Origin of the sequence: Exiguobacterium sp. SH0S7 (genome assembly GCF_004337195.1) — a bacterium.
In the GTDB taxonomy this organism is placed as follows: domain Bacteria; phylum Bacillota; class Bacilli; order Exiguobacteriales; family Exiguobacteriaceae; genus Exiguobacterium; species Exiguobacterium aurantiacum_A.
Genome location: NZ_SJVA01000004.1, coordinates 152,478 through 174,257 on the forward strand (window position 1 = coordinate 152,478; position 21,780 = coordinate 174,257).

A 21,780-nucleotide genomic window follows, 5' to 3' on the forward strand; every position below is an offset into this window, starting at 1 on the left:
TCGAGGACACTGTCTCGAGTTCGAATACAAAGTAGAGCGGACGAGTGAAAATCATTAACCCCATTATACCCCCTGTGGTATAATGGGGTTAATCCGTTCCACGTCAAATGAGTAGTGCCTTCTATGCCGTTTCAAAGGGGCACTCATTTCATAAAATGTATGCGCTTTCAAATATATTGAAGACGTGGAAAGTTTATTGGTTTGACGTAATTAGTCGGTCATCTATGGGAATGAAAGGGGAATTGCATGATGCGTACACATTATCGAGTTGTCATCGTCGGAGCAGGCACCGGAGGGATCAGCGTCGCTGCGCGCCTGCTTCGTGAAAAACATCATTTAGCCGATGAGGTTTTGCTGATCGATCCTGAAACGAAACACTACTATCAACCGCTTTGGACGCTCGTCGGAGCCGGAGCCGCGAAAAAAGAAGAGTCGGAGCGAGACATGGCGACACTCATCCCAAAAGGTGCGAAATGGCTTCCGGACAAGGTGGTCAGCTTCGACCCAGAAGCCAATCAAGTCGAGACGGCTGTCAACGGGACGATTCATTACGACTACTTGGTCGTCGCGTCGGGGATTGAGATCGATTGGGGTCGGATCAAAGGGTTAGAAGCAGCGCTTGGCACGAAACAAGTATGTAGCAACTACTCGTATAAACACGTCGACTACACGTGGGATACCCTTAGGGGTTTTGAGGGCGGTACCGCGTTGTTCACGCACCCAGCATCACCTGTGAAGTGTGGCGGGGCCCCGCAAAAAATTATGTATATGGCGGAAGACTACTTTGTGAAAACAGGTGTCCGCGATAACAGTAAAATCGTCTTCGGATCGGCCAATCCGGCGATCTTTGACGTTGCCAAATATCGGACGGCGCTCGAAAAAGTACTCGAACGAAAACGGATTGACACACATTTCCGTGTCAATTTAATTGAGATTAAAGCAGACGACAAAGTCGCTGTCTTTGAACAGTTAGATAGCGGTGAAACGTTCGAGATGCGCTATGACATGATTCACGTCACGCCACCGATGCAAGCACCGACATTCATTCGAGAAAGCAAGCTGGCGGACGCGGGCGGATGGGTCGATGTCGATATGTACACGCTGCAACATAAACAGTATAAAAACGTCTTCGGACTCGGCGACTGCACGAATTTACCGACGTCGAAGACCGGGGCCGCGATTCGGAAACAAGCGCCCGTCGTCGCTAAAAATGTGGGCGACCTCATGTATGGCCAAGTCCCGGTCGCGTCGTATGACGGCTACTCGTCTTGCCCGATCGTCACAGGCTACAACAAACTCATCTTGGCCGAATTCGATTACGAGAAAGTACCACAAGAGTCGATGCCGTTCAATCAAGCGAAAGAACGCCACAGCATGTACATCTTGAAAAAAGACTTTCTTCCAGTCATGTATTGGAACGGGATGTTGAAAGGGACGATGTGAGAAAGGGGGAGAAGACGATGGAACGTACAACAACGAAAGAACAGACATTAGAATCTGTGTTGACGCGGCCGGACGTCGAGCAAGCGCTCGTCTCCCTCGTCGAACGATTGCCCGAGATTGAGAAGTCGCTTCGCCGCCTCGAAGACGCCGTCGATTTCGGGAAGGCGACGATGAACGACCAGCAAGTGAGACAAAAAGTCGACACGCTCCTCGACTCATCGAATTTACAAGTCGAGACGCTCGAGGCGGCGGTCAAGCTCGCCGAGAAGTTGCCGATGTTGCTCCAGGTGACGAACCAACTTGAACAGATGCTCGCTTTCGCACAAGACGTCTACGCGGACGAGCAAACACGAGAACTGATCGGTCAACGGGTCGATGAATATGTCACACCGGTAAAAGAGAAAGCCGACGCCACACGCACGATGCTCACCGAAATCCGAGCACGGGCCGAACGCGATGACCGCAACATCACGTTGTTCTCGCTCGTTCGTTGGTTGAAAGAGCCATCGGTCCAGCATGGCCTCAAGTATATGCAGGCGACGGTCGAAATATTGTCCGAACAAACAAAAAAATAATGAACCGGTCCGGACGTGAATCCATCACGTCCGGTTTTTGTATGCTCAAATAGTTGGTGTTTTTTACCCGCGGGGGTATGATAGAAGAAGAAAGTGAGTCGGAAATTGTACGTTTGACGACGCTCGGGTACGGCAATATCGAGATTGTAGAGAAACTCGGCATCAGTCCGAAGACGGTCGAGTTATGCTTAAAAAATCGATTGATCGACCACGACAGTTAGGAAAGAGGGGAAGTTATGAAACTAGATTTAGAGAAGACGGTCGATTCGCAGTACATTCAACAGCACCTCGCCAACGAGCGGACGTTCCTCGCCTGGATCCGGACAGCTATCACTGTCATCGGGATCGGCTTCCTCGTGACGAACTTTCATTACTATCGAAGTGAGAACTTGAGCGGGGCCGAGCATCAATTGATCACGGCGATCGGCATCTTGTCGATCATCTTCGGTATCGCGACGATCCTCGTCGGGACACGGTCGTACTTAAAAAAAGTGCACACGATCAACTCGCAGCAGTTCAAGTCGGCGAAGATGAGCCTCGTCGCGCTCGCCATCGGGATGGTGTTCATCTTCACGCTCATCTTGATCGTCAGTTATTTTCTGTTTTAACAAAAAACCGCCCGTACCTCGGTTGAGATGCGGGCGGTTTTGGTTATCTCGAGACGATGGCGTCGAGACGGTCGAGCTGTGATGAGAAACCCTCGACGGCGCCCATTTCGACGACTTGTTTGAGGGCGGCTACGTCTGTGAATTCGGAGCGGCTGACGAGCAACGTCCCGTCCGGAATATCGACAAAATCGTTAGTGATCGTCATGACCGGCAGCTCGGGGTTGACGTTCCCTGCTTCGTCAGAAAACGCATCCGTGTAGACGATGCGGGCATGGGGTTCAATCTCAAGAAACGTCGATTTGCCCCACGATTCCATTCCAAAATAATCACCTTGATCTTTGTCGACACACGTCATGCAATAATGCCACGTCCCACCCGGTTCAAACTCGAACGTGCGGATGTCTGTTTTCCATCCCGCAGGTCCCCACCACGCCTCTAAGTGAGCCGGGCTTGAGAATGCCTCGAACACGAGCTCACGTGGCGCTTTGAAACTCCGCTCAACAACCAACGTTGTACCTTCGACGTGCGATTTGACCGTTCCCATTTGAAAGACCCCTCTCTAGAGAAAGTACGGTACACCGACTTGAAACGATGTAGTCCTTATTCCCGAATTGAGCGTCCTTCCAACCTAATCAGTCAAACAACAAATCGAGCACCGTCTCGCCGATGGAACGTTCTTTCCCTTCGTACGGGAAGGAATGGATATGGATGGCCGGATTGAAATTCAATTCGATGATGCCGTAGTCATTTTCTGCGTCAAGCGACGGGATCATCATATCGACGCCGCAAATCGTGGCACCGATCGCTTTCGCCGAATCGACCGCGACCTGTTTATAAAAGTCAGAGATTTGGTCCGTATAGTCGATGCTGTCGCCACCTGTGCTAATGTTCGAGTTCTCGCGCAAGAAGACGCGCTCGCCGTCAGCGAGGACGCTGTCAGGAGTTTTGCCTTGCGGACGCAGGAACGATACGACGATGTCGTCGATCTCGATCTTCTCGAGCGGTGTCTTATAGCCTTTGCCGCGGAGCGGGTCCTCATTTTTCTTCGCGACGAGCTCGCAGATCGTCGAGACACCGTCCCCGGTCACATTCGCCGGGACGCGGTGCAAGATGCCGGCGACCGTATCACCGATGACGAGGAAACGATATTCTTTCCCCGGTAAAAACGTCTCGAGCAAGACGACGTCGTCGAACGTGTTGGCATGACGGAACGCCTCGAGCGCCTCGTCGAGCGTCGTCCCGTCTTTGAAGATGTGGATGCCGATCCCGAAGTTCGTCGATTTCGGCTTCAGGACAATCGGCTGAACGGAAAACTCGGACCAGACGTCACGCAAATCGTCTTCACTGCGCAACTCGACACCCCCAGGGACGTGGATGCCGTGTTCGGCGAGCACATGTTTTGTCACCGTCTTGTTTTCCATCATCAGCACCGACACGTAGTTATCTTTCGACGTTTTCGTCGCTTGTCTGACGTACTCGACCCGATTGCCGTGACGGAGACGGATGAATTGGTCGTCCCGGTCGACGACATCGACCGCGTAACCCCGTTTTAAGGCCGACTTCATCAAAATTTGCGTCGACAGTTCCATGTCCGTATAGCCGTGCATCCGGAACCGGTTGGCGAACGCATCTTCATAATACGTCTCGGCTTGGCGGAGTGACCAGGTCGTATAGCCTTCGTCGGTCATGACTTTTGTCAGCCGGGCCGAGTAGGTCGCTTCGACGTTGTCAATCCGTTCCCGGACGGACGCGAAGACGTCAGCAAAACCGAGGTCGTGTTGCGCGTTGAACGACTCGATGTCAGCGACGAGGTCACGAGCGAACGTTTGCAGCGCGACCGGCTCGCCATCACGTTCGAGGACGAGTGACGGCGATAGGCCCTCTTTGGCGACGAGCTGTTGGTTACGGAACGCCTCGGCTTGCCAGTCCGCGAAGTCAGTCTCGTCTTTCAACGCTAAATAGAGCAAGAAGACGTGCAGGAATCGCAAATCATCGAGTGCGATACCGGTCTTCTCGAATGGATTGAGGTCGATGTTGCGAATCTCGATATAATCGATGCCGGTCTTCTCGAGCCGGTCGAGGTCATTTCCGCCGCGTGACGTTTTCAGTCGAATCGGCGAGTACAGCTCGTTCGGGTTGGCGATGTCGCCTTTGGCGATCAACCGGCGGACGCTACTCGCATAGTCTGGGAGCGTCGCGTAGTCCGGATAGAGCGGCTCGACGTTCGTATAACCGCAGTCACTATTTCGGTACGACAGCGCCGTCGTATTCGAGTAGACGTCCTCGTTCAACGCCTGCATTTGGCTGACGCAACGTTCCTCGTAGCTCGTATGGACGGCAGGCGTTCCGCCGAGCAAGTAGACAGCGAGCCAACGCATACGTAAATAGTTCCGGACGAGCTTCAAATAGAGCTCGTTTTTGAAGCGGTCATATTGCTCGGGCGACCCTTCATATAACGCGGCGATCAAATCGTCCGAGAACGAGAAGTTGAAATGGATCCCGGAGATGAGCTGTTTTTTCGCCCCGTACTTTTGAAGCAGATGTTCACGGTAACGGCCTGCCTCAATACCGGAACTGCCGAAGTCGGCGAGCGGGATGACGCCGCCGTCCGGCAACGCACACGGCATCGACTGTGGCCAAAGCCGTTCATCGCCGATATTTAGCGCTGTGATGTCATAAAGCGTCTCTAAAAAATTATGTGCCGCTTCGACGGTCGGGAACGTCGGCGTGATCAGTTCGATCTGGCTCTCGGAAAAATCGGTCGTAATATACGGGTGCGTCGCTTTGTCACCGAGACTTGATGGATGTTTCGTCACGGCGAGCGTCCCGTCTGTTGTCACACGTAGCATTTCGCGTTCGATCGCGAACCGTCCGCTCGTGAGAAGTTGCTTGGATAATTGCTTAAATCGCTTCTGCAAGTGAAGTCACTTCCTTTTTCTTTAGTCGAACAAACAGTGCCGAGACGAGCCCTTTGACGATGCTCGAGATGGCGATGCTCCACCAGATGGCGTCGATGCCGAGATACGGCTCGAGGAGGATGGCGAGCGGGATCCTCGCGACGGTGAAGACGATAGAGATCGTCGCCGGGATCTTCGGTAGCCCGAGTCCTGAGAAATAACCGTTCCCGATCATCTCGAGCGAGGCGAAGATGAGGGAGACGCTGATGATGCGTAAATAGCTGGCCCCAATCTCGATCGTACTCGGGTCATCGACGAAGGCGCGGATGAGCACGTCCGGGAAGAAGAGGAATACGAGCGTGATCAGCCCGGTGTAGAGCATACCGAGGTGCGTCGTCACGCGATACCCTTCGTGCACGCGTTCAATCTGTCGGGCACCTATATTTTGGCCGGTATAGCTCGCAATCGCCCCGTTCAGTCCGCCGATCATCATGTAGGCAATCGACTCGATTTGTAGGCCGATGCGCTGGGCGGCGATCGCTTCCGTCCCGTATGAACCGATCATGCGAGCGAGAAAGATGCTGATGACGGTAAAGAGGACACGCTGGGTTGCCATTGGGAAGCCGAGGCGAACGATCTCTGTATAGTCGGCGCGAACGGGTTCGACCGTCTCCTCCCAGTCAAAGAGCGCGCGAGCCCGATGCCAGAAGAAGCCGAACATGACGGCGTTGGCGACGAGTGTCGCCAGACCGGCCCCGAGCACGCCGAGACCAAGCGGATAGATGAAGAGCGGAGACAAGATCATGTTGAGCGTGACCCCGGTCGCATTGATCCGCATCGCCGTCGTCGTATTGCCGAAAGCGCTGAATATGCGAGCGTACAACAAGTTGAAGAACGAGAACAACAGCATCGGTGCGCTGACGAGCAAGTAGCTGTAAGCGAGCCGCTCGACGGTTGGTGCGTTCATATTCAAAAAGCCGATCAGCGTCTGCCCAAAGGCGACGAGGAGCGTCAAGAAGAACAGGCCGAGGACGAGGTTACCTCGTTTTCCGGCCTTGACGTAACGTTGGATCAACTGTTGGTCCCGCCTGCCAACGGCTTGCGACACTTTGATGCCGGCGCCGACGACAAGTAACGATTGAATCGCCTGGCCGAGCATAATATAAAAACTGGCCGCACCGATACTGGCGACGGCGTCGCTACCGAGCGCGCCGACCCAAAACATATCGACGAGACTATACGTGAACTGTAAGAGCGAGCTGCCGACGAGCGGAAGGGCGAGCGCCAAGATGACGCTCTGCACACGTCCGGTCGTCAAATCGACGGTTTTCACAAGACAAGACTCCTTCAACGAATTAGTATATAACCATTTAGTTATATATAAGCACGACGAGACAAAATTGGCAATCACGACGCCCGACTCGACGAAAAATCGACACAAAAAAAGGAATTCGAGGTGAATTCCTTAATGAGTGTAGGCCCGAATCCAAGTCGTCATATAAACGAGCGTCGAGATGATGAGTGTCGAGGCGAGTGCGTAGATCGGGTAGGTCGGGAACGCGTCTTCGAACAGCGGGTAAAACATGAACGACGACATGAGCAGCGGCACCGATATCCCGAACGAGACGTAGGCCGCTTTCGTCGCTTTCGCCGTGATCACTTGTTCGCGTTCATCGACGTCACTGAACTCGGTCATCCGGACCGACCATTTCCAAAAACTCATATCGCGATTCGGTCGGGTGTTGAACGAATAGACGCTCCAGACAATGAAGAAGCCGACGAGCAACAACAGCGGCACCATGTTAAATTCGATTTCGAATCGCTCGGTTTCAATCACCGTGGTCACATCGGACACGAACGAGCTGAATAGAAATGCCATCAAGATGTACAGGATGATGCTGGAGATGGACTGAATGACGACATGTTTCAAATTATTTCCTCCTCAATCGTAAAAATTGATTCGACCGGTTCCTCGAATACGCGGGCGATTTGCATCGCCAGCAGGAGCGACGGGGTGTAGCTCCCTTTCTCGAGCGAGATGATCGTCTGTCTCGTCACACCGACCTTGGCCGCAAGGTCGCCTTGAGTCAATTGATGCCGGGCCCGTAACTCCTTGACGCGATTGACTAATGGCATGGTGCCACCTCATTTCTTGTTTCTAGTTATAGTGTAAAGTAAACTTTACTTAATGTAAAGCTGACTTTACTTATTTGCGGGTGGTACAATAGAACCAAATGTGGAAGGGGAGAGGTCGATGAAAGCGATTTCAGGACAGCATCATGTCTCGGCGATGACGGGGGATGCCAAGAAAAACTTACGATTCTACACGGAAGTTCTCGGGATGCGGCTCGTTAAAAAGACGGTCAACCAAGATGATCCGTCGATGTATCATTTATTTTATGCGGACGAGACGGGCGCGGCGGGGACGGATTTGACATTTTTTGAGCTGCCGTTTCTCGGGCAGACGTATCGAGGAAGCAGCAGCATCTCGCGGACGGCGCTCCGCGTGCCAGAAAAAGCATTGCCGTACTGGCTAGAGCGGTTTGCTGCGTTCGGTGTGCTGCATGACGAAGTGACGGACGTGCTCGGACGACCGACGCTCTACTTTGAGGATGAGGAGGGGCAACGGCTCTGTCTCGTGGAAGGTGGTACGGGTACGCCATGGAGACAGGGACCAGTCCCTGTTGACGCTGCCGTCTTCGGTCTCGGATTTAGCGAATGGACGGTTCGGCGGCCAGAGAAGACGGAACGGGTGTTGACAGAAGTGCTCGGCTATCGCTTCTCGACCGAGTTCGAACGTGACGGTCAAGCAGTGCGTGTCTTTGAGACGGGCGATGGAGGTGTGGCGACGGAGATTCATCTCGTCGGTCGTCCCGATCTACCGTCGGAACGGCCAGGACGGGGCAGCGTCCACCACGTCGCGATTCGCGTCGAGGACGATGGCGAGATGGGGCGTTGGGTCGAGCGACTTGATGCGTTCGGCATTAGCCACTCTGGACTGATCGATCGCTATTATTTCAAGTCGATTTACTTCCGTGAGCCGAGCGGAATCTTAGTCGAGCTCGCGACCGATGGACCCGGATTTGCGACCGATGAGCCCGTCGAAACGCTCGGGGAACGGTTGGCGTTGCCGCCTTTCTTAGAGCCACGCCGAGCGGAGATCGAGGGAAAACTGAAGCCGATTTAACAACAAAACTCGACAGACTAGTTTAGTCCGTCGAGTTTTGTATGCCTAAAAGCATGGCCAGATCATTCGTTCGGTTCGCCATCAGGTCGGCGATCGTGTAACGGTCGAGCACGTGCAGGAAAGCGAGCATCGCCTCGTTCAAGACGCTCCGCAGGTCACAAGCCGGTGCGATGACACAGCGGCCTTCGCCGAAGCATTCGACGAGCTCGAACGGTTCCATCGTCCGGACGACGTCGCCGACGTTGATGTCTTCCATGGGGCGGGCGAGCCGGAAACCGCCGCCGCGACCTCGTACCGATTCGAGATAGCCGTGCTTCCCGAGCTCATAGACGACTTTCATGACGTGGTTCTTTGAGATCTGGTATTGGTCAGCCACTTCTTGGATCGTCACGAGACGATGGGAGAACGTGGCGCTGTACATTAATGTTCGGAGTGCGTAGTCGCACGTTTGCGTGAGCCGCATGATCGTTCACCTCTTATTTGTCCATTGTACAAGACATTTCTTGAAAGTGCGACGATGGAAGATGTGAAAAAAGCGTGGCGGAATCAAGGCTAAAAGTTGAACTTCGTTTTAAACAAGTATTTTATATATTGCTTTTACCGTGACGAAACTCACATAATGTATGTGTACTTTCAAAAAGGGGGAAATATTTATGTTAGATCAACAAACGATTGAAATTGTCAAAGCGACGGCACCGGTCTTGAAAGACCACGGTGTCGCCATCACGAGTCATTTCTATAAGCGCATGTTCGCAAACAATCCAGAAGTTCGTCAGTTCTTCAACCATACGAACCAACAACGCGGCCGCCAGCCAGAAGCGCTCGCCAACGCCGTCTACGCGGCCGCCGTCCATATCGACCGTCTCGAAGCGATCTTACCGGCGATCCAACCGGCGCTTCATAAACATAAAAGCTTGAACATCCGCCCGGAACATTATCCGATCGTCGGCGCGAACTTGCTCGGCGCAATTCAAGACGTTCTCGGTGAAGCGGCGACGCCTGAGATCATCGAAGCTTGGGCAAAAGCGTACGGTGTCATCGCCGATGTCTTTATCTCACTCGAGAAACAAATGTACGCCGATGCACCATGGATCGGTTTCAAGCCGTTCACGGTCGCTGAAGTCATCGAAGACACGCCGGAAGTGAAACGGTTCCGTCTTGTCGCGAACGACGGTGTCGTCGGCATGGCTATTCCAGGCCAGTACATCTCAGTCCAAGCCCGCATCGTCGGGGAAGACATTCTACACCACCGTCAATACAGCGTCGTCGAGACGACAGAAGACGGTTATTGGATCGCGCCGAAAGCGGAAGGGCTCGTCTCGAACTGGCTTCACGAGCAAACAGTCGGCACAGAGATTCCGATGAGCGCGCCAGCAGGCGAGTTCACGATGGAAGACACGGACCGTCCGCTCACGCTCGTCGCTGGCGGGATCGGTATCACACCGCTGTTCAATATGGCGAAGACAGCGCTCCGTCAAGGCCGCTCGGTCACACTATTACACGCCGTCCGCAGCATGAACCTCCGTCCACTCGGTGAAGAGCTCGATGAACTCGTGAACGAGGGACTAAAGCTCATCACACACATCGACGAGGTGTCAGGCTGCATGAGCGCGAAACAGGTAGAAGCACTCGATGTCGAGGGTCGCGACGTCTACACATGCGGCCCGACCGCGATGATGGAGACGGTCGTCCAAACGATTCCACAAGCACGTTACGAGTTCTTCGGTCCATCGGCCGTCCTCGCCAAAGCATAAGAAAAGACGACCGCGAAAGCAGTCGCCACACCACCGCGAACCGGTCATCGGTTTGCGGTTTTATAATTCTTCCGCGTGCATCACATTTCTGTCGCCGTCAAGCGTCTCAAGTGTCTCGAATCTACCCCGTTGTGATTCATCGAGCGTGATCAAGTAAGACATGACGTATCCTTCGTCTCGAGGGTCGTTCACGGTGTATGTCTCGCTCCAATCCGAACCGCTTAGTCGCACGTAAGCCACATCTTCCGGTTTTTCGTTGAAGCGAATCCCGATGTATTCATCAGTCGTATTGCCAAAGTGAATCGAATCGAACGGTTTTTCTTCAATCGTGTCCCATGTCGACGCGCTGAAGCCTCCATCTGAATTCATGATACCGAGACCGAGAATCGTCTCGTCTTCATTCGTAAATAAGACGACGGTGCTGCCTTCTACGTATGTGTACCAGCCTTGGGCGGTCATGTGCTCATGCAGTTTTTGTTGCGCCTGTGCCAAAGGTTGTTTTCGTTGTTCCCCGTTATAATATTGGACACTGGCCGCAACTGAAATGGCGATGATGATGATCATACCTGTAAGGAATAACGCGAATCCACGTTTTGACATCTTGCCCCTCCTTGTTCAGTTTTTCATAAGTCGATGGAGTCAAGTACTTGATTATTTTGGTCTAACGTTTGAAGGGTCCAGTTTTCTTGAGGGACGTTATGCAATTTCAAGATATGGTATTCAGAAAAAGCATCCTCTTCAGGGCGGTTGAGGACGTGTTGTTCTTGCATCAGCTCTCCGATGATTCGGAGAGAAGCCACTTTTTGAGGATTATGATTGAGACGCACACCAAAATAGTGAGTGGTTTCATCATGGAGATGAACGTAGTCGAACGGAGGCATGTCGATGCTGTCTACGGTTTCGAAAGCGTAGTCGTCGTCGTTCATTTCGGCGAGTCCAAGCAATGTCTCGTCCTCATTTGTGAATAGGGCGAGGGTCGATTCATCAATTTGATCGTATGTATAGGCGTGGAAGTCATATTCCGTCAAATAGCGATCAAGTTTTCGGTTTTCGTAAAAGGTGCGTCCGTTCTGTAACAAGACGACGATTGCTATAAAAGCAACTAAAGGCCAAATTAGTTTTCGTTTGAACATTTACCTCTTCCTTTCTATTGAAACAGCCCATGTCGCTACCTGAGCGCATGGGCTGTTTGTTTAGTACGTCAAACTCGCGGCGACGATGATGCCGACGACGAGCGAGGCCGAGAACAGGCTGACACCGACGGCGAGGTTGCCGTTTTCGACTTCTTTCTCCAAGTTTACGCCAGGCGTGAGCACGTACTCAAACGTCCAAAAAGCGAGCACTTGGGCGAGGATCCCGACGAGTCCCCAGATGAAGGCGTCGAGTAGGTTGACGCTGTTCGCCCACACTGTGTAGATGACGATGGCGAGGCCGAGCGCTTTGCCCCAAAGTTTGAGAGCGACGGCGACGTTGCCAGCTTTAATGAGTTTGCGTTCCGAATATTTTGTCGTCAGGGCGAACACGACGAGTCCTGCTAAAATAAGTCCGAACCCGGTACCGAGGTGAGCCAGGAAGCTCAAGATTGAATCGAGCGTGATAAATGTCATGTGTTAATCTCCTTCGTGAGTTGGTGTGCCGATGGCTAGGTAGTAGGACTGGTTGTTCGTGATCATGCTTCCGGCCCGGGCGCCGAGCGCCGACGGGTGGCCGTTCAGACAAAAGCAGCCAATCATGTAGTGCGTCGCAAGCGAACCGTTGACCGTGTTCGTCGTTCGTGTCGGTAGCTCGATGAATTGTTGATACACCGCGGTTTCTGCGGCATATGTCTGCAGCACTTCTTTATGGAACGGGACGCCGTCTTCGGCATACAAAATGACCGAGTCGCCTTCACGTCCGAAGGCCGGTTTTTGCACGTAAGCGCTCTGGCCTAAAAATGGGTCCGCCTCGAGATAAGTCGGTAACAAGTGAGTCCGGATGACCTGGCGCTCCGCTTCATCAAAATATGTATCCGTCTCATACAGTTCCCAAATGAGCGCTTGGACGCCTTTGGACTGCATGAGAAATGCGGACAACGGGTTGAGGAGCGACACGTGCTTCGCTTGATTCAACTCGAGCAGCCGGATGCCGATCAAGTCGCCGTTCGGCGCCCGGTCGTCGACCAAGTGCTCGATCGGATACGTCTGGCGGTACAAGACGTCGACCCGTTCGCCCGACGGGGTATAGACGCCGTCCACGTCGACGAGCAACCGGTCGAGCGAGACGAATTCTGACGGCAAGTCGAGCGTCTCTTGGAGGAAGCGGGTCGTCCATTTGTCCTCGATGTTGTCGTCGTGTGACGTGAAGACGATTTTTGGTGTCCCGTCGCGATTTAATCGTTGCCACGCCGCGATGACGGCTTTACGGAGTTCGGTCTTCAGCTCGGCTGTCGCGTTCGCGTTCGGGTCGTTGAGTCCGAACGCGGTCGTCACATACCGGTTCACATCGAACAGTTCTTTGATGAACGTCGGCGTGTCGGCGTTGAACTCCATCAGTTTGATCACACCGTCTTTGACGATCCAGTCATAACGGCCGATGATCGTCTCTTGCGGGAGCGCTTTGTCACGCAAGAACGGCAAGCTCGCCTCCGGATAACCGAGCAGACGGAGCGTCTCATCTGGGAGCGTCCGCAACAATCGATTGGCTTTCCGGAAGATGGCATCGACGGCGCGCGTCGCTTCCCGGATGCGATCGACCTCGTCTTGCGTGTAGACGAGGCAATCGTAGAGTGCATATTCTTCGTCGTTCAAGTCGGGCCAAAAGTAAGGGATTTGGCCAAACAAGTCGTGCCGATTCATCCCCCGAATCCGCCTTTTGAGCCGCTGCCGAGTCCTGAGTTTGATCCTGAATTCGATCGGTTCGGTGTGATGCTGCTCGCGCCACCGTTCGAGCGGTAGTTTTTATAAGCGGACGAGTTTTTTAGCGAACTTTTTGAATTGAACAGACTGCCGAGTAAGAAGAAGCTCCCGAAGTGCGGGGACCGTCTGTCGTCGCAGTAATATGATTCCGTTTCATCGTCCCATTCCCAGTCGTCACACTCATAGCCGGTTGGCTCTTCCGGTAACGTCGCTTGTTGCGTTTCGTCCGTACCGCACGCCGCGAGTGACGCTGTCAAGACGGCGGCCGAGAGACCGCTTAAAATCTTCTTGCTTGTTTTCATGTTGTTTCCTCCAGTGTATAGCCAGTCGGGGTGACATAGATGACGTAGACGCCACGGTCCTCGTCCGTCTCGGCCGAGTCGCGCGCATATTCGTTTCCAGCGACGTATAAATACTCGCTGCCGAGCATGGCGAGCGCGTCAAGGTGACGGTCGACGAAGTACGCTTCGAGCAGCGGGTTGTCGAACCGGTCGTCGAGCGTACGAATCTCGACTTTGATGTCGTCAGTTGCTTTCTTATCAACAGGTCCTTCCGTGTACCGGTCGACATAAATCAAGAAATATTGGTCGCCTTCGAGCGCGGACGAGCGTTGTTTGTACGTCATGCCGTCTTTGACGAAAAATTCGCATTCGCGTCTAGCGAGTACTTCATCAAGCCCGAGCGATGTATAATGGTAGAGTGGCTCGAACGAGATCTCATTTTTATAGAGTCGGTATTCTAAAACGATGGAGTCCATAAGTCAGTCCTTTCTTTTTTCTTTCTATACGGAACCGAACGCAAACTGGTTTCGTAAATCAATTGAGTTGTCTCTAGTATATAGGAGAAAGGGAGTGATTTCAGTGCATATCTTTTTTCGAGTGTGGCGCGGGTTATCGAAATTATCGTTTCTGAACGTCGTGTTGGCATCACTCGTCATTATTTTGACCGGTACCGTCCTCGGTTACTGGCTCGAGCCGGAGACGTTCCCGTCGATGTTCGATTCGTTCTGGTGGACGATGACGACGCTGACGACGGTCGGTTACGGTGATTTCTTCCCGTCAACTGTTGCCGGGCGTTGGCTAGGCATTTTCTTGTTCCTGTTCGGGATCGGGATTATCGGGGCTTTGATCGGAAAACTCGTTGAGGTCGGTGCGACGTTTCAACGTTTAAAACGGGAGGGAAAGCTAGTGTATCGAGGAGAAGGGCATTACGTCTATATCGGTTGGTCGCCGAAGACGAAGAAAGCGATCGACGAGGTGCTCAGCTATGAGCCGAAGGCGGAGATCGTCTTGATCGATCAATTGAAAGAAGAACCGTACGATCATGACAACGTCCATTTTGTCCACGGTGACCCGTCCGATGAGGCGGTGCTCCTGCAGGCGAACATTTTGAAAGCGCGTCGGGTCGCCATCTTCGCGGATGCGCAGATCAGCGAGACGTTGCTCGCCGACGGGAAATCGCTATTGATCGCGTCAGCCGTCGAGGCGCTATCGTCGGAACGGGGGGTTGACCTACATACGGTCGTCGAAGTATGCGAAGAGCGGAACATCTCAAAGTTCAAACACGTGCGCATCGACGACTTTATATTGGCGAACGATTCGGTATCGCTCCTCATGGCGAAAGCGACGTTACAGCCGGGCACGACATCGATTTTTCGGCAACTGCTCAGCAAGCAGTCCGGTGGCAACATTCAAGCGCTCGCGCCGAAACCCGAGTGGGCGACGGTACGGGACGCTGTTGAAAACTTGTTGCACCAGGGCGTCACGTTAATTGCCGTCAACGACCGTCTCGATTTCGCGACGGCGCTCGATACAACGCTTGAGCCGAACGACACACTCTACATCGTCTGTCATGACGATGCGTGGGAACGTCTAAAGCAAGGAGGAATTTGATGCATAACGGAACGTTTATCCGCAAGATGACACGTATGCAAAACGTGCAGCGGTGGGATGAATACGCGCCGCACTATCACGACAACGCCGCGAGCCATAGTTTCCGCGTCGCCGTGTTCAGTTTGATCGCGGCCTATTATGAAGAGAACAACGGACGGGACGTCAACTTGCTCGATGTGCTCGGCAAGGCGTTGTTCCACGATATGAACGAGGTGCAGACCGGCCCGATCATGCACCGGACGAAAAAAGAGCCGACGCTCAAAGAACATATCGAACGGATGGAGCGGACGGCGAGCCTCGGGTTGGTCGACTTGTTGTCACAGTCGCTCCGGCCGCACTTTTATCGTTTTCTCGTCGAGGCGGAGGACGATTCGTTCGAAGGACGGATTGTCGACGGGATCGATTCGTTCGATGCGATGCTGTTCGTGCGGCGTGAAGTCGCACACGGATCGCCACACTTCGTCGAGAAGCTCAAAGAGATGAAAGCGATGCTCCGCAACCATCCGCTCGAGTCAGTCCGCTGGCTCTATGAGCAAGTCGAAACGGAGACGGACGTCGCGACGTTCATCGAGAACGTCATGCGGATGGATAGCGTCCGGCGCTGGAAAGGCCGTTTCAACACGATTGACGACAACGACGCCATCCACGGTTTCCGGGCGGCGGCGCTCGGTCTGTTCAGCGGCTTGCTCGAGCGTGAGAAGTACGGGGTCGAGGTCGACGTCGCCGAACTGACTGCGCGCTTGCTCTGTCACGACCTCGTCGAAGGCGTGACCGGGGACGTGCTCGGTCCGGTGAAGCACTCGACGGCCGAGACAGGTGCTGCGTTCGAGGCGTATGAACGGGCCGAGAGCGAGGCGTTATTGTCGCTCCTCCCGGAATACATGCAACCGGCGTTCCGGCGCTATATGGCCGATTCGAAAGATGCGACGTACGAAGGGTCGCTCGTCGATATGATGGACAAGCTCGACGCGTTGATCAAGATGAACATGGAGCGGAAGATGAACGGGGCCGAGTACGAAGTCACGTACCGGGAACAACTCCGAAAAGTCCAGTCGCGCTATGAGAATCCGAGTATGATTTTCTTCCTCGCCTACATTTTGCACGATCTCGATTATGTCACGAGTTAAACGAGTCGCAGACGACCTGTCTGCGGCTTTTTTTATATCATTCATTGACATATATCATTTAACGATATATATTAGGAGTAAGAAGTATATCAATGAATGATAGAGGAGGCGAGACGATGCCACGGAACGATACGATTGGGCTCGGGGAGTTGACCGACAGCACATTTTACATCTTGCTCGCGCTGACCGAGCCAAGACATGGGTATTTGATCATGCAGTTCGTCGAAGAGTTGACGAACGGGCGGGTGCAGATCGGTCCGGCGTCGATGTACACGATCATCAAAAAACTCGTGAACGCGTCGCTGATCGAGCCGCTCGACGGGGACGGGAAGAAGAAGAGTTACATCATCACAGACATCGGGCGCGCGTTGTTACACGAAGACGTGAAACGGCGCCAAGCGATGGTCGACGACGCACGTTTCATTATGGAAGGGGAGGGCCACAGATGAACCGAAAATATATGGCGAGTTGGGGCCTCGCGTTCGCTGAAGAACGCGAGATGGAGAAGTTGGGACGGATGGCCGCGCAGGGCTGGCATTTAGAGAAGTTTGCACCGCTCGGCTATACGCTCGTCGAAAGGGAACCGGCGGACGTCCAGTATAGTCTCGATTATCGTAAACGACCGGACGAGGATTATTTCGAGCTGTTCCGCGCGAGCGGCTGGGAACACGTCACGTCGAGCGGGGACGAGATTCACGTGTTCAAAGGGAGTCCGGACGCGCGACCGATTTACTCGGATCGTGAGACGACACACGAGAAATACGCTCAAGTCGAAGGGCAGATGGGGAAAGTCGCGTTGGTACTGCTCATCTTATGGATTGGCCTGTTTATGTTGCTTGAACTGGATTGGTCGGGACTCGTCGAGACGGGATTGATCATGGTCCAGTTGCTCGTCACGATCGGACTTGTCTTCACAGGTCTCCCGTATTTAGGCTATCTCGTGAAGCGGAAACGGCTCGATCGTAAAGGATGACTAGGCGGATGGCACAAGCCATCCGTTTTTGTTTTGGTCAACTGAACTATTCGAACAAAAAATAGTTAGGTGCATAGAACTGTTTTTCGGAAATCCTCTGTTCAACTAAAGTGGAATCGGGCATGATATTTTATGAAAGCGCTTGCATCTAATTTGATAGGAGGAAAACGCATGATGAAGAGACGACAAGGGTTTGCGGTCATCGCTGGCGTCACGGCTGTTGCACTGCTAGCCGGGCAACCGGTCGCACAAGCAGCGACGCCTCAAAACGGTACGATGATGCAGTATTTTGAATGGTACGTTCCTAACGACGGCTTACATTGGAATCGATTATCGAACGACTCCCAGAACCTGAAGGACATCGGAGTGACGACGGTATGGATCCCGCCGGCGTATAAAGGGACGTCGCAAAACGATGTCGGTTATGGGGCGTATGACTTGTATGACCTCGGTGAGTTCAACCAAAAAGGGACCGTCCGGACGAAGTACGGTACGAAAGCGCAGCTCCAATCGGCGATCTCGAACTTGCGTGGTAAAGGTATCGGTGTCTACGGCGATGTCGTCATGAACCATAAGGGTGGTGCCGACTATACCGAGTCTGTCCAAGCGATCGAGGTGAACCCGTCGAACCGGAACCAAGAGACGTCAGGGGAATACGGCATCTCGGCCTGGACCGGCTTCAACTTCGCGGGCCGCAACAATACATACTCGCCGTTCAAGTGGCGCTGGTATCACTTTGACGGGACCGACTGGGATCAGTCACGCAGCTTGAGCCGAATCTACAAGTTCAAGAGTACGGGCAAGGCGTGGGACACGGACGTCTCGAACGAAAACGGCAACTACGACTATCTCATGTATGCCGACGTCGACTTCGAGCACCCGGAAGTCCGCCAAGAGATGAAGAACTGGGGCAAGTGGTACGCCGACTCACTCGGACTCGACGGGTTCCGCTTGGACGCGGTCAAGCATATCAGTCACGCGTATTTGCGTGAATGGGTGACGAGCGTCCGGCAGACGACCGGCAAAGAGATGTTCACGGTCGCCGAATATTGGAAGAACGACCTCGGCGCCATCAACGACTATCTCGCGAAGACCGGTTACACGCACTCTGTCTTCGATGTACCGCTCCACTATAACTTCCAAGCGGCCGGCAACGGCGGCGGCTTCTATGACATGCGCAACATTTTGAAAGGCACTGTCACCGAGCAGCATCCGACGCTCGCCGTGACAATCGTCGACAACCATGACTCACAACCAGGGCAGTCGCTCGAGTCGACGGTCGCCAACTGGTTCAAACCGCTCGCCTATGCGACGATCATGACGCGCAGCCAAGGCTATCCGACGCTCTTCTACGGAGACTACTACGGGACGAAAGGGACGACGAACCGGGAGATCCCGAACATGTCGGCCTCGCTCCAACCGATCATGAAAGCACGTAAAGACTTCGCCTACGGGACACAGCACGACTATCTCGATCATCAAGACGTCATCGGTTGGACACGTGAAGGCGTGAGTGACCGGGCCAAGTCAGGTCTCGCGACGATTTTGTCTGACGGACCGGGCGGATCGAAATGGATGTACGTCGGCAAGCAGAACGCCGGTGAAGTGTGGAAAGATATGACGAACAACAACAATCGTCTCGTCACGATCAATAGCGACGGCTGGGGTCAGTTCTTCGTCAACGGGGGTTCGGTGTCGATTTACACCCAACAATAATGACTTCGAACAGAGGGACACCATCCATATCGGATGATGTCCCTCTATTTCACGTTTGTAGCAGACGTTGCACGAGCTTCGTATTCCACATCCCGTATCCGATCAAGGCACCAATCAGATTCAACATGAAATCATCGATGTCAAAACTGCCGCGTCGAGTGACGAGCTGGATGACTTCAAGGGTGAATAATAGCACCGTCATGAATCCGACGAACTTACCGATTCGATTCACCGATTTTATAAACAGCGGCACATAGATTCCCATCGGTAAGAATAGCAATACGTTACCACCTAAATTTTTGATTGGGATGTCCACATTCAAGCTTCCGTCCTTGATCGATTGGATATAAAGGCGAATCGTTTCAAACGGGACAAGATTCGAGGAGGCCTGAATGTATTCGACTAACGATAAGTTAGTAAAAAGTTGGCCGCGCCCCCCGCTGAACATCAGGACGAATAGTCCAATCAGATACAGGATGAAGCTCAGTTTGATCATTTTTTTCATGTCTTAAAATCAACTCTTTCTGAATTCATCTTTTGTGCAACGTACATTATACAATACAAGTAAATCGGTTATTCCGGTCGTGCTCACTCAATGATTTGCACGTTCAATCAATCTGTTTCTAAAATCTAACACTCTTTTAAGATAATACATGGTATAATTACCTGGTATTAGTTTAGGTGGGGAAGATGACCATACGGATACTATGAATTCACCTTCACGAACGTCGGTTGTCGGTTTCATTTCATATCATCACTTTAGACGCGTCGTGAACGCTGTCGAATTCAAGGAGGCTCACATATGAGTAAAGAAAAGATCGCCCAGCTACGTAAACACGTCTCGCCTTTTGAAAAGGCAGACGTCAAAGTCAGTGTCCGGCAGATGATCAACACGATCCTGCCGTTCCTCGTCGCCTGGTTCCTCGCGTACCAAGCACTTCAAGTGTCGGTATGGCTGACGATTCCGCTCGCCGTCATCGCGGCCGGGTTCGTCGTCCGCATGTTTATCATCTTCCACGATTGCACGCACGGTTCGTTCTTCAAAAACAAGAAAGCGAACGCCGTCGTCGGCACGATCATGGGTGTGTTGACGCTGTTCCCGTACGAGAAGTGGAAACGGGAGCATTCGATCCATCACGCGTCGAGCGGTAACCTCGATAAGCGCGGTGTCGGTGACATTTGGGTCATGACGATTGAGGAATATGTCGAGGCCTCGAAATGGACGCGTCTGCAGTATCGTCTCTATCGCAACCCGCTCGTCATGTTCGGTCTCGGACCGCTGTTCTTGATTCTCGTCACGAGCCGGTTCAACCGCAAGGACGCCCGTAAAAAAGAGCGGACGAACACGTATGTCATCAACCTCTCGCTCGTTGTGCTGTATAGTCTGATGATTTATTTGGTCGGCTGGCAGGCGTTCTTGATCGTTCAAGGGACGACGATGTTCACGGCCGGTGTCCTTGGGATTTGGCTGTTTTACGTCCAACATACGTTCGAAGACTCGTATTTCGAAGATGAGAGCGAATGGGATTACGTCAAAGCGGCGATCGAAGGCAGTTCATATTACGAGTTGCCGAAAGTGTTGCAGTGGGTGACAGGCAATATCGGCTTCCACCACGTCCACCACTTGAGCCCGCGCGTGCCGAACTATAACCTCGAAAAAGCGCATACGGCGACGCCGCCGTTGCAAAAAGCGACGACGATCGGATTGTTCTCTAGTTTAAAATCGCTTCGTTACAAATTGTACGATGCGAAAAATATGACGTTCGTCACGTTCCGCGACATTAAGCATCTGTTGCGCGACCCGAAGACAACTTTATAAAAAATGTCCTGCTGAATCGTTTCAGCAGGACATTTTTCGGTTCATGCATCTCAGCGTTTCCAGACCCAGTCGTCACTCTCATACTTTTCAACTAAGCGAGCAATCTCATCTTGCTGTTCTGACGTGAACACGAGCGGCTCGAACGTCAGTTGAAACGCGTCGCGGAACCCGTCCTCAAACGCCGCAGCGACTTCGTCGAACGTCACGAAGCGGCCGAGCGTCTCGTTCAAGGCGACCGCTTTGCTGCTGAACCGTGCTTTCGCTTGTGCTTTCTCGTCCGCCTCCATCTTAAAGCAATCGAACAGGACGTCGTCGTCGATCGATAGCGGGATCGACCCGTGCTGCAAGACCGCCCCTTGGTGCCGGACTTGAGCACTACCAGCCACTTTACGGCCGTCGACGGCGAGTTCGTAGTAAGAAGCGGCGTCGAAACAGACGGCCGACTTCGGTTTCCGCAATACTTCGCGGTCTTCTTCGGTCAACGGTACCGAGAATTCGGCCGGGACACCGAGCGCTCGGTAGCCGCGCCGGACGCCTTCGGTCAACAGGCGATAGCTCTCGATGACGTTCGTCGGGAGTGTCGGCGTCGTTTCGGGCAAGATGACGCTATACGTCAATTCGTCGGCGTGTAAGACGGCCCGGCCCCCGGTCAAGCGGCGGACGACGGGGATGCCGTTCGCTGCGAGCGCCTCACGGTCCAGGTCACGTGTCGCCCGTTGGAAGCGCCCGACACTGATCGCGTGCGGGGCCCATGAATAGAAGCGGAGTGTCGGTTTCAGTTCGCCGCGGGCGACCCAGCCTGAGACCGCTTCATCGATTGCCATGTTTTCAGCCGGGGCGAGTGATTGTGTCGTTAAAATGTGCCATGTTGTATCAGTCATCGTGTCTCTTCTTT

At 53.2% G+C, this 21,780-nt stretch carries 26 protein-coding genes; 12 read left to right on the forward strand and 14 right to left on the reverse strand.

The window, feature by feature from the left end; genetic code table 11:
• Positions 1-246: 246 nt before the first annotated feature.
• The 4 genes from EVJ22_RS08945 to EVJ22_RS08960 all read left to right on the forward strand — a co-directional run bounded on the left by EVJ22_RS08945 (position 247) and on the right by EVJ22_RS08960 (position 2,626).
• Positions 247-1,443 carry an FAD/NAD(P)-binding oxidoreductase gene (locus EVJ22_RS08945; RefSeq protein WP_370246368.1) on the forward strand — a complete coding sequence of 399 codons (1,197 nt, stop codon included), beginning with the start codon at positions 247-249 and terminating at the stop codon, positions 1,441-1,443.
• Positions 1,444-1,460: 17 nt separating this feature from the next.
• A complete protein-coding gene (locus EVJ22_RS08950; RefSeq protein WP_131443764.1) occupies positions 1,461-2,018 on the forward strand; it encodes a hypothetical protein in 558 nt (185 codons plus the stop codon).
• 77 nt (positions 2,019-2,095) lie between these two features.
• On the forward strand, positions 2,096-2,239 hold the full coding sequence (locus EVJ22_RS08955) for a LuxR C-terminal-related transcriptional regulator (RefSeq protein ID WP_084812989.1): 144 nt from the start codon (positions 2,096-2,098) through the stop codon (positions 2,237-2,239).
• 15 nt (positions 2,240-2,254) lie between these two features.
• Entirely contained in the window at positions 2,255-2,626 is a 372-nt protein-coding gene (locus EVJ22_RS08960) for a YidH family protein (RefSeq protein WP_021066029.1), read from the forward strand.
• A 43-nt stretch (positions 2,627-2,669) separates the two neighbouring features.
• On the opposite strand, the gene EVJ22_RS08965 is transcribed toward EVJ22_RS08960, so the two are convergent.
• The 5 genes from EVJ22_RS08965 to EVJ22_RS08985 form a co-directional block, all read right to left on the reverse strand.
• Complete coding sequence (locus EVJ22_RS08965; RefSeq protein WP_071398444.1) at positions 2,670-3,170, reverse strand: SRPBCC family protein; 501 nt, start codon at positions 3,168-3,170, stop codon at positions 2,670-2,672.
• A gap of 88 nt (positions 3,171-3,258) precedes the next feature.
• Positions 3,259-5,544, reverse strand: coding sequence for a bifunctional glutamate--cysteine ligase GshA/glutathione synthetase GshB (gshAB, locus tag EVJ22_RS08970; RefSeq protein ID WP_131443766.1), 2,286 nt, complete (start codon positions 5,542-5,544; stop codon positions 3,259-3,261).
• Complete coding sequence (locus EVJ22_RS08975; RefSeq protein ID WP_131443767.1) at positions 5,528-6,856, reverse strand: MATE family efflux transporter; 1,329 nt, start codon at positions 6,854-6,856, stop codon at positions 5,528-5,530. The genes gshAB and EVJ22_RS08975 overlap by 17 nt, the downstream gene beginning before the upstream one ends.
• Before the next feature lie 132 nt (positions 6,857-6,988).
• Positions 6,989-7,453: a hypothetical protein gene (locus EVJ22_RS08980; protein WP_071398441.1), complete on the reverse strand. Its 465-nt coding sequence runs from the start codon at positions 7,451-7,453 to the stop codon at positions 6,989-6,991.
• The gene (locus EVJ22_RS08985) at positions 7,450-7,659 is read right to left on the reverse strand and encodes a helix-turn-helix transcriptional regulator (RefSeq protein ID WP_131443768.1); all 210 of its coding nucleotides are present in this window, start codon (positions 7,657-7,659) and stop codon (positions 7,450-7,452) included. Before EVJ22_RS08985 ends, EVJ22_RS08980 begins: the two co-directional genes overlap by 4 nt.
• 118 nt (positions 7,660-7,777) lie before the next feature.
• Between EVJ22_RS08985 and EVJ22_RS08990 the strand changes: the two genes are divergently transcribed.
• Positions 7,778-8,710, forward strand: coding sequence for a ring-cleaving dioxygenase (locus EVJ22_RS08990; protein ID WP_071398439.1), 933 nt, complete (start codon positions 7,778-7,780; stop codon positions 8,708-8,710).
• A gap of 22 nt (positions 8,711-8,732) precedes the next feature.
• On the opposite strand, the gene EVJ22_RS08995 is transcribed toward EVJ22_RS08990, so the two are convergent.
• Complete coding sequence (locus EVJ22_RS08995) at positions 8,733-9,173, reverse strand: RrF2 family transcriptional regulator (RefSeq protein ID WP_131443770.1); 441 nt, start codon at positions 9,171-9,173, stop codon at positions 8,733-8,735.
• Between the two features lie 190 nt (positions 9,174-9,363).
• Between EVJ22_RS08995 and EVJ22_RS09000 the strand changes: the two genes are divergently transcribed.
• Positions 9,364-10,464, forward strand: a complete 1,101-nt coding sequence (locus EVJ22_RS09000; RefSeq protein WP_131443772.1) for a globin domain-containing protein — start codon at positions 9,364-9,366, stop codon at positions 10,462-10,464.
• Positions 10,465-10,524: 60 nt separating this feature from the next.
• Here EVJ22_RS09000 and EVJ22_RS09005 read toward each other — a convergent pair whose 3' ends face one another.
• From EVJ22_RS09005 to EVJ22_RS09030, 6 genes are read right to left on the reverse strand one after another with little or no spacing between them, the layout of a single operon-like run.
• Complete coding sequence (locus tag EVJ22_RS09005) at positions 10,525-11,064, reverse strand: hypothetical protein (RefSeq protein ID WP_131443774.1); 540 nt, start codon at positions 11,062-11,064, stop codon at positions 10,525-10,527.
• Positions 11,065-11,087: 23 nt separating this feature from the next.
• Positions 11,088-11,597, reverse strand: a complete 510-nt coding sequence (locus tag EVJ22_RS09010) for a hypothetical protein (protein WP_131443776.1) — start codon at positions 11,595-11,597, stop codon at positions 11,088-11,090.
• A 60-nt stretch (positions 11,598-11,657) separates the two neighbouring features.
• Positions 11,658-12,071 carry a DUF350 domain-containing protein gene (locus EVJ22_RS09015; RefSeq protein ID WP_016508299.1) on the reverse strand — a complete coding sequence of 138 codons (414 nt, stop codon included), beginning with the start codon at positions 12,069-12,071 and terminating at the stop codon, positions 11,658-11,660.
• A gap of 3 nt (positions 12,072-12,074) precedes the next feature.
• Positions 12,075-13,298: a glutathionylspermidine synthase family protein gene (locus EVJ22_RS09020; protein WP_131443777.1), complete on the reverse strand. Its 1,224-nt coding sequence runs from the start codon at positions 13,296-13,298 to the stop codon at positions 12,075-12,077.
• A complete protein-coding gene (locus tag EVJ22_RS09025; protein ID WP_070328267.1) occupies positions 13,295-13,660 on the reverse strand; it encodes a hypothetical protein in 366 nt (121 codons plus the stop codon). Before EVJ22_RS09025 ends, EVJ22_RS09020 begins: the two co-directional genes overlap by 4 nt.
• Entirely contained in the window at positions 13,657-14,115 is a 459-nt protein-coding gene (locus EVJ22_RS09030) for a hypothetical protein (RefSeq protein WP_016508356.1), read from the reverse strand. The genes EVJ22_RS09025 and EVJ22_RS09030 overlap by 4 nt, the downstream gene beginning before the upstream one ends.
• A gap of 121 nt (positions 14,116-14,236) precedes the next feature.
• Between EVJ22_RS09030 and EVJ22_RS09035 the strand changes: the two genes are divergently transcribed.
• The 5 genes from EVJ22_RS09035 (at position 14,237) to amyS (ending at position 19,066) form a co-directional block, all read left to right on the forward strand.
• Positions 14,237-15,250 carry an ion channel gene (locus tag EVJ22_RS09035; protein ID WP_131443806.1) on the forward strand — a complete coding sequence of 338 codons (1,014 nt, stop codon included), beginning with the start codon at positions 14,237-14,239 and terminating at the stop codon, positions 15,248-15,250.
• Positions 15,250-16,377, forward strand: a complete 1,128-nt coding sequence (locus tag EVJ22_RS09040; RefSeq protein ID WP_131443779.1) for a YfbR-like 5'-deoxynucleotidase — start codon at positions 15,250-15,252, stop codon at positions 16,375-16,377. The genes EVJ22_RS09035 and EVJ22_RS09040 overlap by 1 nt, the downstream gene beginning before the upstream one ends.
• 116 nt (positions 16,378-16,493) lie before the next feature.
• On the forward strand, positions 16,494-16,826 hold the full coding sequence (locus EVJ22_RS09045; protein ID WP_071398432.1) for a PadR family transcriptional regulator: 333 nt from the start codon (positions 16,494-16,496) through the stop codon (positions 16,824-16,826).
• Positions 16,823-17,350 carry a DUF2812 domain-containing protein gene (locus tag EVJ22_RS09050; protein ID WP_071398431.1) on the forward strand — a complete coding sequence of 176 codons (528 nt, stop codon included), beginning with the start codon at positions 16,823-16,825 and terminating at the stop codon, positions 17,348-17,350. Before EVJ22_RS09045 ends, EVJ22_RS09050 begins: the two co-directional genes overlap by 4 nt.
• A gap of 171 nt (positions 17,351-17,521) precedes the next feature.
• Positions 17,522-19,066, forward strand: coding sequence for an alpha-amylase (amyS, locus tag EVJ22_RS09055; protein ID WP_131443780.1), 1,545 nt, complete (start codon positions 17,522-17,524; stop codon positions 19,064-19,066).
• A gap of 49 nt (positions 19,067-19,115) precedes the next feature.
• Here amyS and EVJ22_RS09060 read toward each other — a convergent pair whose 3' ends face one another.
• The gene (locus tag EVJ22_RS09060; protein ID WP_071398429.1) at positions 19,116-19,571 is read right to left on the reverse strand and encodes a VanZ family protein; all 456 of its coding nucleotides are present in this window, start codon (positions 19,569-19,571) and stop codon (positions 19,116-19,118) included.
• Positions 19,572-19,868: 297 nt separating this feature from the next.
• On the opposite strand from EVJ22_RS09060, the gene desA reads away from it, so the two are divergent.
• A complete protein-coding gene (desA, locus tag EVJ22_RS09065; RefSeq protein ID WP_071398428.1) occupies positions 19,869-20,885 on the forward strand; it encodes a Delta(5) desaturase DesA in 1,017 nt (338 codons plus the stop codon).
• A gap of 50 nt (positions 20,886-20,935) precedes the next feature.
• On the opposite strand, the gene EVJ22_RS09070 is transcribed toward desA, so the two are convergent.
• On the reverse strand, positions 20,936-21,766 hold the full coding sequence (locus EVJ22_RS09070) for a lipoate--protein ligase family protein (RefSeq protein ID WP_071398427.1): 831 nt from the start codon (positions 21,764-21,766) through the stop codon (positions 20,936-20,938).
• Between the last annotated feature and the right edge of the window lie 14 nt (positions 21,767-21,780).

Bases quoted from the DNA above. Each gene is read 5' to 3' on its own strand.
- EVJ22_RS08995 (WP_131443770.1), bottom strand. From the start codon at position 9,173: ATGCGGCTCACGCAAACGTGCGACTACGCACTCCGAACATTAATGTAC.
- EVJ22_RS09005 (WP_131443774.1), bottom strand. From the start codon at position 11,064: ATGTCAAAACGTGGATTCGCGTTATTCCTTACAGGTATGATCATCATC.
- EVJ22_RS09010 (WP_131443776.1), bottom strand. From the start codon at position 11,597: ATGTTCAAACGAAAACTAATTTGGCCTTTAGTTGCTTTTATAGCAATC.
- EVJ22_RS09050 (WP_071398431.1), top strand. From the start codon at position 16,823: ATGAACCGAAAATATATGGCGAGTTGGGGCCTCGCGTTCGCTGAAGAA.
- EVJ22_RS09000 (WP_131443772.1), top strand. From the start codon at position 9,364: ATGTTAGATCAACAAACGATTGAAATTGTCAAAGCGACGGCACCGGTC.
- EVJ22_RS08945 (WP_370246368.1), top strand. From the start codon at position 247: ATGATGCGTACACATTATCGAGTTGTCATCGTCGGAGCAGGCACCGGA.
- EVJ22_RS08985 (WP_131443768.1), bottom strand. From the start codon at position 7,659: ATGCCATTAGTCAATCGCGTCAAGGAGTTACGGGCCCGGCATCAATTG.
- EVJ22_RS09015 (WP_016508299.1), bottom strand. From the start codon at position 12,071: ATGACATTTATCACGCTCGATTCAATCTTGAGCTTCCTGGCTCACCTC.
- EVJ22_RS08965 (WP_071398444.1), bottom strand. From the start codon at position 3,170: ATGGGAACGGTCAAATCGCACGTCGAAGGTACAACGTTGGTTGTTGAG.
- EVJ22_RS08990 (WP_071398439.1), top strand. From the start codon at position 7,778: ATGAAAGCGATTTCAGGACAGCATCATGTCTCGGCGATGACGGGGGAT.
- EVJ22_RS09025 (WP_070328267.1), bottom strand. From the start codon at position 13,660: ATGAAAACAAGCAAGAAGATTTTAAGCGGTCTCTCGGCCGCCGTCTTG.
- amyS (WP_131443780.1), top strand. From the start codon at position 17,522: ATGATGAAGAGACGACAAGGGTTTGCGGTCATCGCTGGCGTCACGGCT.
- EVJ22_RS09045 (WP_071398432.1), top strand. From the start codon at position 16,494: ATGCCACGGAACGATACGATTGGGCTCGGGGAGTTGACCGACAGCACA.
- EVJ22_RS09040 (WP_131443779.1), top strand. From the start codon at position 15,250: ATGCATAACGGAACGTTTATCCGCAAGATGACACGTATGCAAAACGTG.
- EVJ22_RS09020 (WP_131443777.1), bottom strand. From the start codon at position 13,298: ATGAATCGGCACGACTTGTTTGGCCAAATCCCTTACTTTTGGCCCGAC.
- EVJ22_RS09030 (WP_016508356.1), bottom strand. From the start codon at position 14,115: ATGGACTCCATCGTTTTAGAATACCGACTCTATAAAAATGAGATCTCG.
- EVJ22_RS08960 (WP_021066029.1), top strand. From the start codon at position 2,255: ATGAAACTAGATTTAGAGAAGACGGTCGATTCGCAGTACATTCAACAG.
- EVJ22_RS08955 (WP_084812989.1), top strand. From the start codon at position 2,096: ATGATAGAAGAAGAAAGTGAGTCGGAAATTGTACGTTTGACGACGCTC.
- EVJ22_RS08950 (WP_131443764.1), top strand. From the start codon at position 1,461: ATGGAACGTACAACAACGAAAGAACAGACATTAGAATCTGTGTTGACG.
- EVJ22_RS09060 (WP_071398429.1), bottom strand. From the start codon at position 19,571: ATGAAAAAAATGATCAAACTGAGCTTCATCCTGTATCTGATTGGACTA.
- desA (WP_071398428.1), top strand. From the start codon at position 19,869: ATGAGTAAAGAAAAGATCGCCCAGCTACGTAAACACGTCTCGCCTTTT.
- EVJ22_RS09070 (WP_071398427.1), bottom strand. From the start codon at position 21,766: ATGACTGATACAACATGGCACATTTTAACGACACAATCACTCGCCCCG.